Origin of the sequence: Synechococcus sp. 'PEA 65AY6A-5F PE A', from assembly GCF_047462575.1 — a bacterium.
GTDB lineage: Bacteria > Cyanobacteriota > Cyanobacteriia > Thermostichales > Thermostichaceae > Thermostichus.
Map to the genome: position 1 here is coordinate 1 of NZ_JAOALE010000033.1, position 13,926 is coordinate 13,926.

Consider the following 13,926-nt stretch of genomic DNA (forward strand, 5'->3'; position numbering starts at 1 on the left):
TCGCTTCACCGCTGAGCAGTAATGCTCAGCAGTGTTCAGCGTAAATGTATCAGCACGAGCTGCTGGAATTGGTTGTGGAGCGGCTCAACAGCGGCGAGATTCGCGCCGTGGATTGAGCCCGTTCTCATATTCCAAGCGCCTCAAGCAATACCCGCCAGGCATTGCCTAGAATGGAGATCCCCACCCCCTTTGACTGCTGCCATGAGTTCTCGCTCTTCTGACTGGTTCACGCGGGCTCGCCACATCTTTTACGGCACGGCCACTGCCCTGGTGGAGATCCTCCAAGACCCGGAAAAGCGGGCCGAAAACCTCAACCGCCTCTCGATGGACTTGGCACAACTGGCAGCAGAACTGGAGCAAAAGGGGGAGCTGATCGAACAGGAGGCTGTCCGCTACGTTGAAAGTCTCAGGGATCCAGCCGCCAACGCCCCCGCCACAGTTCCAGACAGCGAGAGGCCCGCTCCTGCTGAGAGTACCCCCCCGACCACGGCTTCCCCTGCCGGCTCTGCCCCTATCTCCAAAGAAGAGATGGCCGAGCTGATGGAACTGATCCACCAGATCGAGTCTTTGCGCCTGGATCTAGAGCGGCTGCGCACAGAACCTCCCTCTGCCTCCTCCTAAGTCTTGTGCGGTTCGACGTCATCACCCTCTTCCCGGAGTTTTTTGCAACGCCGCTGCGCATCGGGCTGGTGGGCAAGGCCCTAGAGCAGGGGATTGCCGAGGTTCACTGCACCAACCCGCGGGACTTTGCCACCGACAAGCACCGCCGGGTCGATGATGAGCCCTACGGGGGCGGGGTGGGCATGGTGCTCAAGCCAGAGCCTTTCTTTGCAGCCGTCGCCTCCCTGCCCCGCCTGGATCCCTGCGAGATCATCTTGCTCACGCCCCAGGGGCAACCGCTGAACCAGGCGCTGCTGCAAGAACTTGCCCAAAAGGCGCAGCTCATCCTGCTCTGTGGCCAGTACGAAGGCTTTGACGAGCGGATCCGCCAACACCTGGCCACCCGCGAGGTGTCGCTGGGCGATTTTGTCCTGACAGGGGGGGAGATCCCGGCGCTGGCCTTGATCAACGGCGTGGTGCGGCTCTTGCCGGGCACAGTTGGTAAGATAGATTCGCTGAGGAGCGAAAGTTTCGAGACGGGGCTACTGGAGTATCCTCAGTACACCCGTCCACCGGAGTTCCAAGGGCACAAGGTGCCGCCGGTGCTTCTCTCAGGCGACCACCGAGCCATCGCCCGTTGGCGTCTGCAACAGCAGTTGGTTCGCACCTGGCGAAGGCGACCAGACCTGTTGGCCAAACGCCCCCTCACGCCTGAAGAACAACAGTTGCTGGCAGAGGGACTGGCCGAGCAGCACACCGATGTGGAGGAACAGGATCGATGTTTGTAAACCGTCTCCGCTCCCCTTTCACCCCTGTTGGCCGGCTTGGGATCCCTGCAGCGCTGGGTCTGCTTCTGCTGGGGATCCTGGCCAGCTCCGAAGTTGCCCTGGCCCAAAGGGGAGATGTCAACGAGGCCATCCGCCGCGACCGCAACGTCCAGTTGTTCGACGGCACCAGCATTGACATGAACGACCTCCTGCGGGCCGCCGAGTTTCTCTCCCGGCAAAATGCCGCCTCGCGTTGGGACAGCAAAGCCGGGATCGACGCAGCGGTAGAGCAATTCAACCGCTCCCGCCGCCCTTTGGTGCTCTCCCCCAGAGCGCTGACGCCTGAGTCCACTCCCGACCCTTGAGAGGGATCCCACCCTCAACAGATCTGTTAAGATCGCTAAGCCGATCTTGCGTGCGCTAAAAGGTGGCGCACCGTTTTCGGGATCCATCAGGAGATACCACCGTGGTTAAAAGCACCTCTTCTAGCAAAGCCGATACGGAACAGCGTTTGGATCCCGCCAGCCGGGGCCACTCCAGTTCCACTGAGTCTAAAGGGATCCCAGGCTTTCTCCAAGAGACCCGTGCGGAGTTGGCCAAAATTGTTTGGCCGAGCCGCCAGCAACTGATTAGCGAATCGGTGGGAGTTTTACTGATTGTGTTGGCCTTCGCCTCGTTCATCTACCTGGTCGATCAACTGTTCGGCTGGCTGGCCACTCAACTGTTCTCGTGAGGTTTTTCCCCAGATGGCCCCTGCCAAGGACTTGGGGAGAGGAGGCCCATGCACACAGACAGATACAGAGAGGAGGTGAGGTGATGAGCCCAGAGCCAGAGCAGCGGCGGAGAGGCCGGGGGGGCCGCCTCGAGCCCCTAGAGCCTGCGGGCACGGCGGCGGAGGGGGAAGAAAGCGAAAGTCAAGGTCGCCGCAACCTGCGCTGGTACGCCGTGCAGGTGGCTTCAGGCTGCGAAAACAAAGTCAAAAGCACCCTGATGCAGCGGGCGGCGGCTCTGGATGTGGCAGATCAGATTGTCGAGGTGGTGATCCCGAAGCGGACGGGCTTCAAGCTCGATCGATCCGGCAAGCGCCAGGAACAAGAGGAAAAGATTTTTCCCGGCTATGTGCTGGTGCGCATGGATCTCAACGACGACACCTGGATGGTGGTGAAAACCACCCCCAACGTGATCAACTTCGTCGGCACGGAAGAGAGAAGGGCCTACGGTCGTGGTCGCGGCCATGTGACGCCACGGCCCCTTAGCCCCAGCGAAGTCCAGCGCATCTTCAGCAGCGTCGAGGTGGAAGAAGTGCCCCTCAAGATCGACATGGCACCTGGGGATCGCATCGAGGTGCTCTCTGGCCCCTTCCAGGGATTTTACGGCGAGGTGGTGGATGTCAGCCCAGAGCGGGGCAAGCTCAAGGCTTTGATCTCGATTTTCGGGCGCGATACTCCGGTAGAATTAGAGTTTGGTCAAGTGCGCAAAGAGGTGTAACCGCGTTTCATGGCTAAGAAACTGGTGGCAGTGGTCAAGCTGGCCATCCAAGCGGGCAAAGCCACCCCCGCTCCCCCCATCGGCCCGGCTCTGGGCCAGCACGGGGTTAACATCATGGCCTTCTGCAAGGAATATAACGCCAAAACGGCCGATCAAGCCGGGATGGTGGTGCCAGTCGAGATCTCGATTTACGAGGATCGCAGCTTCACCTTCGTCCTCAAGACGCCGCCGGCTTCGGTGTTGATCAAAAAAGCCCTCGGCATTGAGTCGGGATCCAGTGAGCCCCACAAAGTCAAGGTAGGATCCCTGACGCGGGCGCAACTGCGCCAGATTGCCGAGCAGAAGCTGCCCGATTTGAATGCCCGTGACGTGGAGGCGGCCATGAAGATCATCGCCGGCACCGCCCGCAGCATGGGGGTGACAATAGTTGATTGATTGTCGATCGACTTAAGGATCTCTAGTCTTTGTTGTCTGGAAGTTTTGGCAGACCATTATGGGGGAGAGAAGTTCTCGCCAGCACCCCGAGGAGAAACTATGGCTCGAAAACTGTCCAAACGTATGCAAGCTTTGCGGGAGAAAGTCAAGCCCATTGCCTATCCCCCCGCAGAAGCCCTGGCCCTGATGAAGGAGACGGCCACTGCCAAATTTGACGAGGCGGCGGAGGTTCACATCCGCCTGGGGATCGATCCCAAGTACGCCGACCAGCAGTTGCGCACCACCGTCGTCTTGCCCCGCGGCACCGGGCAGGAGATTCGCGTGGCGGTGATTGCCCGCGGCGAGAAGGTTACGGAAGCCCAGAACGCAGGGGCCGACCGGGTGGGCTTTGAAGACCTGATCGAGGAGATCGGCAAGGGCGTGATCGACTTCGACCTGCTGATTGCCACCCCCGATGTGATGCCCCAGGTTGCTAAGCTGGGGCGGCTATTGGGGCCGCGCGGCCTCATGCCCTCTCCCAAGGGCGGGACGGTCACCATGGATTTGGCCCAAGCCATCAAGGAGTTCAAAGCCGGCAAGCTGGAGTACCGGGCGGACAAAACCGGCATTGTGCATTTGATCTTCGGCAAGTGCAAGTTTCCCGTCGAAGCTCTGCTGGAAAACCTGAAAGCCGTGCAGGAGTCCATTGATCGCAACCGTCCCCCTGGAGCCAAGGGCAAGTATTGGCGAGCTCTACATGTTTGTGCTACAATGGGGCCCTCGATTGAGGTTGACATCAATGCTCTGCGAGAGCTGAAGTTGGTTGCTTAAGCCTGCTTCGGCGCTGCAAAGGGGCAAAGGCAGTTGCTTGCCGTTTGAATTGGCCATTTTTCCGGAGGATCTGGGCAGAGAAGAGCTTTCCACAGTCGAATAGCGAGCCGAAGACAGCAGGGGCCAAGGGGCTTAATGTCCTGCCGAGGTTTGAGCGGAGTGCTAAGGGATCCCGTTGTGGACTGCTAGGTTACGCTTGCCTCAATGCGTCTCGGCTATGGCTGAGGCGCATTCTCTTTGGCGGCTCCAGATACCCCCTTCCGACGGCAACACCTGTTCGGCTCTCAGTGAGCCAGTGACCACAAAGGAGGTGAGCGTATGGGCAAGCAACCTTTAGCGAAAAAAGCGGAGATGGTCGATGAAGTTCGCTCCCTGTTGCAAGCCAGCCAAATGGTGCTGGTAATCGACTACAAGGGGCTGACCGTTTCCGAGATGAACCAACTGCGGGCGGAGCTGCGCAAGGCGGATGCTGTCTGCATGGTTGTTAAAAATACCTTGATGCGGCGGGCTGTCGCCGACCAAAAGGCTTGGGCAGGAATTCTTCCCTTCCTGTCAGGGCCGACGGCCTTTATCATGATCCGGGGCGATATTCCGGCAGCCCTGAAGGCGTATCAAGATTTCGCCAAGCAAACTAAGAAAACCGAGTTCCGCGGCGCCGCTGCCGAGGGGCTATCTCTGACCTTGGATCAGGCCAAGGCCATCGCCGAGCTGCCGCCCAAGGAGGTGCTCATGGCCCAGGTGGCGGGCAGCCTCAAGTCGGTAGCCACTCGACTGGCGGTTGGGCTCAATGCCGTGCCTACGCAGGTGGCCCGCGGTATCCAAGAAATCCCGGCCTCCCTGGCAAGGGCCATCCGGGCTATTGCCGACAAGGAGGCGGCCTGACGGGCTCGGCCTGTCTTGGGTTCATCGACCCGATTCCACCCTATCCACTTCGTTACCCTGAGGAGACAAGACCATGGCTTCGGAGCGTGTTCAAAAGATCCTGGAAGAGTTGAAAGCGTTGAGCTTGTTGGAAGCTTCCGAGTTGGTGAAAGCCATCGAAGAAGCCTTTGGCGTCAGTGCGGCTGCCCCGGCAGGTGGCATGGTCATGGCTGCTCCCGTGGCAGCAGCAGCGGCGCCGGCGCCGGCAGCGGCGCCTGAACCGGTGGAAGAGCAGACGGCCTTTGATGTCATTCTCGAGGCTGTCCCCGCGGATAAGAAGATCGCCGTCCTCAAGGTGGTGCGCGAGTTGACCGGCTTGGGCCTGAAAGATGCCAAAGATCTTGTGGAGGCTGCTCCCAAACCGGTCAAGGAAGGGATCCCCAAAGAGGAAGCCAACGAGATCAAGAAGAAGCTAGAGGAAGCTGGCGCCACGGTCAAGGTCAAGTAGTCCCGTCGGCAGGGGAAAGGGATCCCCATCCAGAGCGCCTCTTGCTTCCAGAAAAGGGGTGCTGCCAGAGCCCCAAGTTTAACCAGAACGATGAGGGAGGGGCAAAGCAGCCCCTCCTTTTTCACTGATATGCCGCCGCGCCCTGCCCCTCTCCCTCGGCAAGGCAGGGAAATCGTTTGGCTAGTCTCCCCTGGGAGAAGGGGAGGGTTGGCGAGGCCGGCAAGTGCCCAGGTCTCTCTTGCTGATTGGAGCGCTTCAACTCTGAAAACGCCCTCGTCAGCCGGTCGGAAACCCTTACAATGGGTTACGGACGTTCGCCAGCACCCCCCATGGACTTCGGAGTCGGATTTCTCTCCAACAACGTCATGCTGCCGATCCTGGATTTTTTCTACGGGATCGTGCCCAGCTATGGACTGGCCATCATCTTCCTGACGTTGGTGATCCGCTTTGCCCTCTACCCCCTCAACGTCGGATCCATCCGCAACATGCGGCGCATGAAGGTGATCAACCCCCTGATGCAGCGGCGGATGCGAGAGATCCAGGAAAAGTACCGGGATGACCCGCAAAAGCTGCGCGAGGCCCAGGCCAAACTGTACAGCGAGCTGGGGGTCAACCCGCTGGGGGGTTGTCTGCCGCTCTTGATTCAAATGCCGGTGCTGTTTGCTCTGTTTGCCACGCTGCGGGGATCCCCCTTTGCGGCGGTTACCTACGATGTCAACCTGCAGATCCTGCCAGCAGAGGTGGCGGCAGAGGTGGTGCCCACCCCCTACGTCAGCCCCAGCAAGAACATCTTCGTCACCGACTCGGTACACAAGCCGGTGGTGCTGGTGGCGCCCAAGGGCACCAAGATTGCCGTAGGGGAGCAGGTGCAGTTTAGGCTGCAGGGGCCGGGGGGCAAGCCCTTTGAGCAGTTGGTGGCAGAGGCGGGCGGGGATCCCACCCTGTTGCGGCCCACCTGGAAGATCACCAAAGGAGAAGAGCGGGCCCAGATCCAGCCGGATGGCACCTTGCTGGCCCTGCAGCCGGGGGAAGTGACGGTGGAGGTTGCGATCCCGGGCTTGGCCTCTGACACGGGCTTTCTGTTTATTGACAAGTTAGGCCGCGTCGGCGCCTTTGATCCGGATGGCACCATTCACTGGGACATCATCGGCATGATCGTCCTTTTCGGTGTCTCCATTTACCTGAACCAATCCCTGACCAACGCCGGCCAGGAGGATCCCAGCCAGAGCTCGATGGCCCGCATCACCCCTGTGCTGTTCTCGGCGATGTTCCTGTTCTTCCCCTTGCCGGCTGGGGTCTTGCTCTATATTCTTGTCTCCAACATCTTCCAAACCGTGCAAACCTTCTTGCTCTCGCGGGAGCCGTTGCCTGAGAACTTGCAGCAGTTGGTGGAAGAGGAGCGCCGTCGCGCTGCCCAGGCGAGCACAGGGGAAGCCAAGGAGGTTGACCGACCAGCCAAGCCAAAGGCAGCCGGGGGAGGGCGCGAATCCCTGCCCTTTGAGCCCTAGCAAGTCCTTGCTGCTTGGCTTGGGGCGGGCTTAGGTCGAGTGCTTGATACCTCTTCAGAATTGGAAGCTGCCCAGGATGAGCCGCCCTGAGTCCTCTACGGGATCTGTGAAGAGATCCGCCGCCAAAAAATCGCATCAGAAGTCTGAGGGAACCGCTGCGCCTTCCCAGGGCAAGCTTTCTCCTGCCGAACATCGAGAACGGGCCAGGCAGTGGTTGCAGCAGGTGCTGGCGGCGATGGGAATCCCGGCGGTGGTGCGAGTGGTGGGGGAGATAATCGAAATCGAGGCCGATTCTCTAACGCCGGCTCAGAAGCAAATGTTGCTCTCAAAAGCGCCTGCATCGCCCTTGCCGCCGTCCAAAGAAGCCGGCCCCGAGGAAGAGCGCTCCCCGGTGGTTTTGGATGCGTTGCAGTATTTGGCCAACACCCTTCTCAACCTCAACCAGCCAGAAGACCAACAGCAGCCCTATATCCTGGATCTGGATGGCTATCGTCAGCGCCGTTTGCAGGAGCTCAAAGCCTTGGTTGCTGTCGCGGTGGAAAAGGTGAGAACCAGTGGTCGGGAATACGAGTTTCCCGATCTCTCTGCTGCCGAGCGGCGGCAGATCCACACGCTCCTGAAAGACCCTGCCTACGCCGATCTGGAAACTTTCAGCCGTGGCAAGGAGCCTGACCGTCGCCTGGTGATCCGGCGGGCCTCTTCTCGACCCTGACCTGGAGGCGCTGGCTGTGCGGCTCTCTTGCCGATAGGGGCGATTCCGGGATCCCTGCTACCCAAGACGTATAAAGGGGGATGTCATGCTGAGGCCAATTCGTCTATCCGACCTGCGGCAGATGCCTGGTCAAACCCAAGAGGTTCACTTTAGGCAGTTTTTCCCAGGTTTTGAGAGCTTGACCCCTGTGGAGGGATCCCTGCAGGCCAGCCACCGGGGGCATTTCCTGGAGGTGAGCGCCGAGGCCCGCACCATCGTCACCCTCACCTGTCACCGCTGCCTGCAGCAGTTTAACCACCGGCTGCATCTGCAGGTTGAGGAGATCATCCTGATTCGGGAGCCCAGTCCTGAACCCCCGCCCCTGGAGTTGGAATTGCGGGACGAAGAGGATCTGCTGGAGAGCCTGCCGCCCAACGGCGAGCTGGATATCGAAGACTGGATGTACCAACACCTGCATTTGGAGATGCCCCACCAGTTGCCCTGTCGCCCCGATTGCCCGGGCATTGTGGTGGAAGCGGCTGCGCCGCCGCCGGTGGATCCCCGCTGGTCGGCCCTGGCTGCCCTCCTTAAAGACTCTCCCCATCCCTAGCCACTCTCCGCGAGAGGGCTTCGGGCCATGAGCTGTATCGCTGCTGGCTAGAATGACCCCAAATTGGCAGGTTCTTTGGCGTTTTGCTCGGCCCCACACCGTCTACGGCACCAGTGCCAGTCTACTGGGCCTCTACTTGCTGGCCGGGTTCGTGGCCGCTGAACCAACGGCCCTGCTAGCTGTCCTTCCCCAGTTGGGCGTGGCTTGGGTGGCTTGTCTGGCGGCCAATGTCTACATTGTCGGCCTCAACCAGCTCACGGATATCGAGATCGACCGCATCAACAAACCCCATCTGCCCTTGGCCGCCGGCTCCCTGAGTTGGCGACAGGGGGTGGGGATCGTCGCCGCCTGCGGGGTGGCATCCATCCTATTGGCCCTGACAGGGATCCCGTACCTGTTGTTGACGGTGCTGTTGAGCAACGGGATCGGCACGGCCTACTCCCTGCCCCCCCTGCGGTTGAAGCGGTTTCCGCTGGCGGCCTCGGCTTGTATCTATTGTGTGCGGGGGTTGATCGTCAATCTGGGCCTGTACAGCCATTTTCAGCAGTTGATGCAGGGGGGAGTCGAGCTTTCTGCTCCCATTGTTTTTCTGACAGGGTTTATGTCTATTTTTGGGCTGGTGATCGCCCTTTTCAAGGATATTCCCGACATGGAGGGGGATCGCCGGTTTGCCATTGCCACCTTTTCGTTGCGCTTTGGCCAGGAGCGGATCTCAAAGTTTTGCATCGGCATTTTGGCCGCTTGTTACCTAGCCTTTATCGCTTTGGGAAGCTATTTTCTCCTCATGGGCCGGGGCGCCTGGATGCTGTTAGGACATGGGCTGGGGTTGGGGATCCTTTTGGGCTATGGTGTTCGCCTGGATCTGGGTTGCCGCGACGCGATTGTCACCTATTATCAACTGATCTGGAAGTTGTTTTACCTGGAGTATTTGCTCTATCCTTGGGCCTTCTTCCCTTTTTCCTAACATTTGCCAGGAGCCGCGATCTTGCCCCGGCTCAGGCGGGCAGCCGATCTCCAAAAACCTAGAGATACCGCTTCATCTGGATGCGAAAGCGGCCCTTTTTCGTCTCGGCCACCTCTTCAATTTGCAGCCGACCGCGACCGCGAATGGCAATCCAATCCTGGGGGCCGACGGTGTAGCTGGCTTGGGTAATCGGCTTCCAATTAACCCGCACCTCTCCCCGCTGGATCTCTTCCACCATCTTGCTGCGAGACAGGCCAAATCCTGCCGAGGCCACTGCATCCAGGCGCAAAGAGGCTTCCACGCTGGTGATGGACTTCACCCGCGGCGGTTGAACCTTCAACTGGCTGAGAGGGATCCGGCTGACCTTGACGGGCACGCTGCGCACCTGGGTTAGGTTGAGGCTGAGATAGTCCACCAGCTCCGGCACAACGATGGCCTGGGCCCCGAATTCGCCCACCACGAGGATGTCTCCCACCTTCTCGCGGGCAATTCCCGTCGCCAAAAGGGCTCCCAAAAAGTCGCGGTGGGTGGCCGGGTCGAAAAGAAAGTTTCCTTGGATTTGAACGGCGGCCAAGGGGATCCCTTCTGCGCCTTCCACCTCCAGGCTGACCTCAGGGCGGGCCAGGGCTAGGCGTTGCCGCTCTGCCTGGGCATAGCCTCCCCAGGCCATCACCTGCAGTTCGGCCAAGTTGTGCAACCGGCTTTGTACCTCGGCTACTTCTGCCGGGGAGAGAAAGTCACTCCAGACCACTTGCCAGGTTTTGAGGGCTTGCTCCCCCAGATCCAGAATGCGCGCCAAGGTTTCTCGATACTCCGCTCCTTTCAGTAGTTCGGTTCTGGGCAGCATGTTGGGGCGCTTCAATCTTTGCGGTTCTGTTCTGTTTGTCCCATGCTAAGCTAGATCCCCAGGATCCTGGCGGGCGTAGCCAAGCGGTTAAGGCAGAGGATTGTGGTTCCTCCATTCGTGGGTTCGAGTCCCATCGTCCGCCCTGCCGCAATAACCTGGGCCCTGCCAATTTAGAGAAAACCTCAAAACCTTGCAAAACTGCTGGCAACCAAGCTGAGGAAGGGTTCCCGAGGGCCGCACCTGGCAACGGAATCACCCGCAGCTCAGGATTAGGGTTCCCACGGCGTCGATATTGCCCGTCCAACCGGCTTCGATCACCACGGTAGCCTCCGGCATCTCCACAATCGCTGGCCCGCCCAGTTGAAACCCCACCCCCATGCGCCGCCGATCGTAGACTGGGACCGGTCGCATCCGGCCGCCCGTCCAGGCCTGGCGCTCCCCCTTGAAGGGATCCCCTGGCAGGGGGGGCGGCGCCTTTAAAGGCACAGGGGGCAAAGCTTGTACCGCCCGCAGACGCAGCTGGATCACCTCCACCTCTTGGTCGGGATCCTGCCAGCCGTAGCGCTGGCGGTGGGCCTGGTGAAACCGCTGCTCCAAGAGAGAAACCGGATCCGACAACTGGGCCGGGATCTCCAGCTCAAAAGACTGGCCGCGGTAGCGCAGGTCGAGGCTGAAGGAGAGCCCCGGCTCCTGCAGGTCGGCTTGCGCCTGGCGGATGAGGGGCGCCGCCCACTGGGCCAAAAGGGATCCTCCCCCTTCCCCCTCCAACTGTTGCAGCGGCTGCAGGATGGCCCGCCGGTAGTCCCGCCGCAGATCGGCCAAAGCCATACCCAGAGCCGAGAGGACACCGGCAAAGGCTGGGACGAGGACGCGGCGGATCCCCAGCTCTTCCGCCAGGGCACAGGCGTGCATGGGCCCGGCTCCGCCAAAGGCCAACAGGGCAAAATCGGCAGGATCCAAGCCCCGCTCCACGCTGATGACCCGCAAAGCCCGCGCCATGGCCACATTGGCCAGGGTGCGAATGCCAACAGCCGTCTCCTCCAAAGTCAAACCCAAGGGCTCCGCCAGCGTTCTGAGGGCCTGGCCGGCCAAGTCCCGCCGTAGGCAAACAGCGTCCCCCAGCCAGCCCCCATCCGGCAAGTAGCCCAGCCAGAGGTTGGCGTCGGTTACCGTGGGAGCCGTTCCTCCCCGCCCATAGCAGGCCGGCCCAGGGTTGGAGCCGGCACTCTCCGGCCCCACCTGCAGCCCCCCGCCCGGCAACAGCGAGGCCAGGGATCCGCCCCCGGCGCTGACGGTATGGATGTCGATCTGGGGCTGTTGCACCGGCAGGCCGCACACCACCGCTGACGGGGTAACCTGAGGGAGGCCGTCTTGAATGAGGGCCACATCGGTACTGGTTCCCCCCATATCGAAGCTGAGCAGATGGGAATAGCCGCTCAGCCAGCCCAGGTAGGCCGCCCCGTAAACGCCGCCCGCTGGCCCCGAAAGCAGCGCCACCGAGGCATGAGCCGCTGCCTGGGCAATGGAAGTGACGCCGCCGGAGGATTGCATGATCAGGGGTTCGGGGATCCCTCGCTGCCGGCAGCCCTGCGCCAAGCGGTGCAGGTAGCCCGCCAGCACCGGGCTGAGGTAGGCATCAATGGCCGTGGTGCTAAAGCGCTCGTATTCCCGAAACTCCGGCGCCACTTCGCAGGAGAGGGAAACATGCAAGTCGGGGAAAGCCTCTCTCAGGGCCGCCCCCAGGCGCTGCTCGTGCTCCGGGTAGAGGAAAGAAAACAAGAATCCCACCCCCACGGCACGGATCCCATCCCGCTCTACCCGCTCGCCCACTTCCCGGAGGACGCGCTGGATTTCCTCTTCCGTCAGCGGCTCGACCACGCCGCCGGCGCTGCAGCGCTCCTTCACCTCCAGGCAGTGGTGGCGGGGCACCACCGGCTCTGGCTTGGGCTGGGTGAGGTCGTAAAGGGAAGGGCGGTTTTGGCGACCAATGGCCAGCACATCCCGGAAGCCCGCCGTGGTCAGAAACAGGGTGGGGGATCCCTTGCGCTCCAAGAGGGCGTTGGTGGCCACCGTCATGCCGTGGCAGAACACGTCCACCTCAACTGGGCCCAGCTTGTCCAGGGCGGCAAAGACCCCCGCTTCTGGGCTGGGGGTGGAGAGCACCTTGGCTGTCCGGATCTGGCCTTCCTGGAGGAGCACCAGATCCGTGAAGGTGCCTCCCACGTCGATCCCCAGGCGGACCAGGCCCCCCTGCCTCCCATCCTGTTGCTTGCCTTGCGCGCTACTGGCATTGGCCATGGCTCGATAAGACCCTTGGGCAGGCCTCAACCCCTCGCTAGAGACGAGGCCGGGGCACCTCTTCCGACTTGCTTTCCAGGGGTTGCTCCTGCTGCAAAAGCTGGCGAAAGGCCGGCTCGTCCAGCCGGTAGTCCCGCTGCTCGATCAGATCCCGCTCCGTAGAGTAGATGGTGTCCGACTCCCGCACCACTTCTTGGCGGCGGAAGCGGCGGGCAAAGTCGAGCTTGCGCAGCAGCGCCTCGGAGGGACGCTTCAGCCGCTCTTGCCAGAACCGCCGGATGCGATTGCGGCGCTCCACCCCCTGGTTGCGGAACTGCAACGTCAGCCACCGCACTGCAGGCACTGCCAAAAACAGCGTGCCGTAGAGAAAGAGGAATCCAATCAGCGGGTAGATAAACGCCAAAAAGGCGTTGCTGCCAGCGGCGGCTGCCACCTCCTCCCGCGCCCCGTAGAGAATGGCCGCCAAGAGGAAATTGAGCACACCCAAGCCAGCAGCTAGGGTCAGTTGCTCAGGGGTGGCGCGGCTAAACACCCAGGGTTTTTCTTGCAACACCTCCGGGATCTTCTTGGAGCGGCGCTCTGAGGCGGCCACCTGTAGCTCTGGGAAGCGATAGACGATATCGCCGTCCTCGCTTACCTCCGGCTGGCCGTCGAACTTGAGCAGAATGGGCAGCATATAGTCTTCGTATTCTAGGGCCGGGGATCCCGGCTCCACATCCAGGTAGGGCAGCACCTGCTCGGCGGCGATCACCCCCCCGTTGGCGCGGATCACTTGGCCGATCAAGGCATAGCGCTCCTCTTCCAGGTTGGCGTTGGGATCCCCGTCCCCAAACAGGAAGCTGTACACCGCCTCCAAAAAGTTCATCTCCGATTTTTCCCGGCGGGGCTGCGCCCGACCGGAATAGCCCCCGTAGTAGGGGTAGGGACTCCAGAAGGGGTTGCCCACCCAAAGGTTGGGGAAGTAGAAGAACCCCACCTCGCGCGAGCGACTGCGACTGCCGCTGCCCTCTTCACGACTGCTGGCCATCTGCAGAGCTATCAACGCCAGGGTGATGAGGATAATCGACACCACCAACAGGATGCCGAAGGAGATGCGCAGCCCGTAGAGAAAGCCGCCCCACAGCTTGCGTCGCAAGGCTGCCAGCCGATCCTGCTGCTCCCTGCGCTTGAGAATGTCGCGAAAGTCGGGCGGGAAAACGTAGGCAATCTCCCCCTGCCGCGAAACCTGGAGATGCCCCCCAGCCTTTTGGGCTAACTTCAGCAACTCCTGTTTGGCCTCCTCTAGGGCCAGGCCTGTGCTGGAGGCAATATCTCCCAGAGTGACCCGCAAGCCCAACTGCTCTACTGCATCGATGACCAATGTCTGTGTAGCCACTCTCAACCTCCGCTGGTTACCTACTGTTGCCCGGGATCCAACTGGGACGCTCGCCCAGCATCTGCAGCCAAGGGTTACAGCCATCCCTATTCCCAGTATCTCTCTTCAACTCGGGGGCGACGAGGGCGGCTGTTGCTGCTTTTGGGTCAGGCAGCCTGTCTCTG

General features: G+C 61.1%; 16 protein-coding genes, 1 tRNA gene and 1 other annotated feature. Of the genes, 14 read left to right on the plus strand and 3 right to left on the minus strand.

Translation table 11 applies throughout. The features are described from left to right. Nucleotides 1–201: 201 nt before the first annotated feature. The 13 genes from GG26_RS10705 to GG26_RS10765 all read left to right on the plus strand — a co-directional run bounded on the left by GG26_RS10705 (nucleotide 202) and on the right by GG26_RS10765 (nucleotide 9,242). Nucleotides 202–621: a hypothetical protein gene (locus GG26_RS10705; RefSeq protein WP_049749759.1), complete on the plus strand. Its 420-nt coding sequence runs from the start codon at nucleotides 202–204 to the stop codon at nucleotides 619–621. Between the two features lie 5 nt (nucleotides 622–626). Next, entirely contained in the window at nucleotides 627–1,388 is a 762-nt protein-coding gene (gene trmD / locus GG26_RS10710; protein WP_011430605.1) for a tRNA (guanosine(37)-N1)-methyltransferase TrmD, read from the plus strand. After that, nucleotides 1,379–1,732 carry a hypothetical protein gene (locus tag GG26_RS10715; RefSeq protein WP_099813121.1) on the plus strand — a complete coding sequence of 118 codons (354 nt, stop codon included), beginning with the start codon at nucleotides 1,379–1,381 and terminating at the stop codon, nucleotides 1,730–1,732. Before trmD ends, GG26_RS10715 begins: the two co-directional genes overlap by 10 nt. 146 nt (nucleotides 1,733–1,878) lie before the next feature. After that, on the plus strand, nucleotides 1,879–2,100 hold the full coding sequence (secE, locus tag GG26_RS10720; RefSeq protein ID WP_228375513.1) for a preprotein translocase subunit SecE: 222 nt from the start codon (nucleotides 1,879–1,881) through the stop codon (nucleotides 2,098–2,100). A gap of 83 nt (nucleotides 2,101–2,183) precedes the next feature. Next, a complete protein-coding gene (gene nusG / locus GG26_RS10725; RefSeq protein WP_011430608.1) occupies nucleotides 2,184–2,855 on the plus strand; it encodes a transcription termination/antitermination protein NusG in 672 nt (223 codons plus the stop codon). Nucleotides 2,856–2,864: 9 nt separating this feature from the next. Continuing rightward, a complete protein-coding gene (gene rplK, locus GG26_RS10730; RefSeq protein WP_011430609.1) occupies nucleotides 2,865–3,290 on the plus strand; it encodes a 50S ribosomal protein L11 in 426 nt (141 codons plus the stop codon). Nucleotides 3,291–3,389: 99 nt separating this feature from the next. Further along, entirely contained in the window at nucleotides 3,390–4,100 is a 711-nt protein-coding gene (rplA, locus tag GG26_RS10735; protein ID WP_011430610.1) for a 50S ribosomal protein L1, read from the plus strand. 89 nt (nucleotides 4,101–4,189) lie between these two features. Then, nucleotides 4,190–4,345, plus strand: a sequence feature (ribosomal protein L10 leader region). Between the two features lie 73 nt (nucleotides 4,346–4,418). After that, complete coding sequence (gene rplJ / locus GG26_RS10740; RefSeq protein WP_099813120.1) at nucleotides 4,419–4,982, plus strand: 50S ribosomal protein L10; 564 nt, start codon at nucleotides 4,419–4,421, stop codon at nucleotides 4,980–4,982. 73 nt (nucleotides 4,983–5,055) lie between these two features. Further along, nucleotides 5,056–5,469 carry a 50S ribosomal protein L7/L12 gene (rplL, locus tag GG26_RS10745; RefSeq protein WP_011430613.1) on the plus strand — a complete coding sequence of 138 codons (414 nt, stop codon included), beginning with the start codon at nucleotides 5,056–5,058 and terminating at the stop codon, nucleotides 5,467–5,469. Between the two features lie 329 nt (nucleotides 5,470–5,798). Then, entirely contained in the window at nucleotides 5,799–6,977 is a 1,179-nt protein-coding gene (gene yidC, locus GG26_RS10750; RefSeq protein ID WP_011430615.1) for a membrane protein insertase YidC, read from the plus strand. 106 nt (nucleotides 6,978–7,083) lie between these two features. Further along, on the plus strand, nucleotides 7,084–7,689 hold the full coding sequence (locus GG26_RS10755) for a protein jag (protein WP_228375238.1): 606 nt from the start codon (nucleotides 7,084–7,086) through the stop codon (nucleotides 7,687–7,689). 85 nt (nucleotides 7,690–7,774) lie between these two features. Continuing rightward, nucleotides 7,775–8,278, plus strand: coding sequence for a YceD family protein (locus tag GG26_RS10760; RefSeq protein WP_011430617.1), 504 nt, complete (start codon nucleotides 7,775–7,777; stop codon nucleotides 8,276–8,278). A gap of 52 nt (nucleotides 8,279–8,330) precedes the next feature. Next, nucleotides 8,331–9,242 carry a homogentisate phytyltransferase gene (locus GG26_RS10765; protein WP_011430618.1) on the plus strand — a complete coding sequence of 304 codons (912 nt, stop codon included), beginning with the start codon at nucleotides 8,331–8,333 and terminating at the stop codon, nucleotides 9,240–9,242. Nucleotides 9,243–9,300: 58 nt separating this feature from the next. On the opposite strand, the gene GG26_RS10770 is transcribed toward GG26_RS10765, so the two are convergent. Continuing rightward, nucleotides 9,301–10,089: a photosystem II S4 domain protein gene (locus tag GG26_RS10770; RefSeq protein WP_011430619.1), complete on the minus strand. Its 789-nt coding sequence runs from the start codon at nucleotides 10,087–10,089 to the stop codon at nucleotides 9,301–9,303. 69 nt (nucleotides 10,090–10,158) lie between these two features. Between GG26_RS10770 and GG26_RS10775 the strand changes: the two genes are divergently transcribed. Continuing rightward, nucleotides 10,159–10,231, plus strand: a tRNA-His gene (locus GG26_RS10775). Nucleotides 10,232–10,341: 110 nt separating this feature from the next. Here the strand turns inward: GG26_RS10775 and GG26_RS10780 are convergent. Beyond that, nucleotides 10,342–12,387, minus strand: a complete 2,046-nt coding sequence (locus GG26_RS10780; RefSeq protein ID WP_414390510.1) for a hydantoinase/oxoprolinase family protein — start codon at nucleotides 12,385–12,387, stop codon at nucleotides 10,342–10,344. Between the two features lie 37 nt (nucleotides 12,388–12,424). Next, nucleotides 12,425–13,762, minus strand: a complete 1,338-nt coding sequence (locus GG26_RS10785) for a hypothetical protein (protein ID WP_041438408.1) — start codon at nucleotides 13,760–13,762, stop codon at nucleotides 12,425–12,427. Nucleotides 13,763–13,926: the final 164 nt, after the last annotated feature.

What these genes read in the sequence shown, in the direction of transcription:
- rplL (WP_011430613.1), top strand. Translation starts at nt 5,056, where the DNA reads ATGGCTTCGGAGCGTGTTCAAAAGATCCTGGAAGAGTTGAAAGCGTTG.
- rplA (WP_011430610.1), top strand. Translation starts at nt 3,390, where the DNA reads ATGGCTCGAAAACTGTCCAAACGTATGCAAGCTTTGCGGGAGAAAGTC.
- GG26_RS10760 (WP_011430617.1), top strand. Translation starts at nt 7,775, where the DNA reads ATGCTGAGGCCAATTCGTCTATCCGACCTGCGGCAGATGCCTGGTCAA.
- GG26_RS10715 (WP_099813121.1), top strand. Translation starts at nt 1,379, where the DNA reads ATGTTTGTAAACCGTCTCCGCTCCCCTTTCACCCCTGTTGGCCGGCTT.
- rplK (WP_011430609.1), top strand. Translation starts at nt 2,865, where the DNA reads ATGGCTAAGAAACTGGTGGCAGTGGTCAAGCTGGCCATCCAAGCGGGC.
- nusG (WP_011430608.1), top strand. Translation starts at nt 2,184, where the DNA reads ATGAGCCCAGAGCCAGAGCAGCGGCGGAGAGGCCGGGGGGGCCGCCTC.
- GG26_RS10770 (WP_011430619.1), bottom strand. Translation starts at nt 10,089, where the DNA reads ATGCTGCCCAGAACCGAACTACTGAAAGGAGCGGAGTATCGAGAAACC.
- yidC (WP_011430615.1), top strand. Translation starts at nt 5,799, where the DNA reads ATGGACTTCGGAGTCGGATTTCTCTCCAACAACGTCATGCTGCCGATC.
- GG26_RS10780 (WP_414390510.1), bottom strand. Translation starts at nt 12,387, where the DNA reads ATGGCCAATGCCAGTAGCGCGCAAGGCAAGCAACAGGATGGGAGGCAG.
- rplJ (WP_099813120.1), top strand. Translation starts at nt 4,419, where the DNA reads ATGGGCAAGCAACCTTTAGCGAAAAAAGCGGAGATGGTCGATGAAGTT.
- GG26_RS10765 (WP_011430618.1), top strand. Translation starts at nt 8,331, where the DNA reads ATGACCCCAAATTGGCAGGTTCTTTGGCGTTTTGCTCGGCCCCACACC.
- GG26_RS10705 (WP_049749759.1), top strand. Translation starts at nt 202, where the DNA reads ATGAGTTCTCGCTCTTCTGACTGGTTCACGCGGGCTCGCCACATCTTT.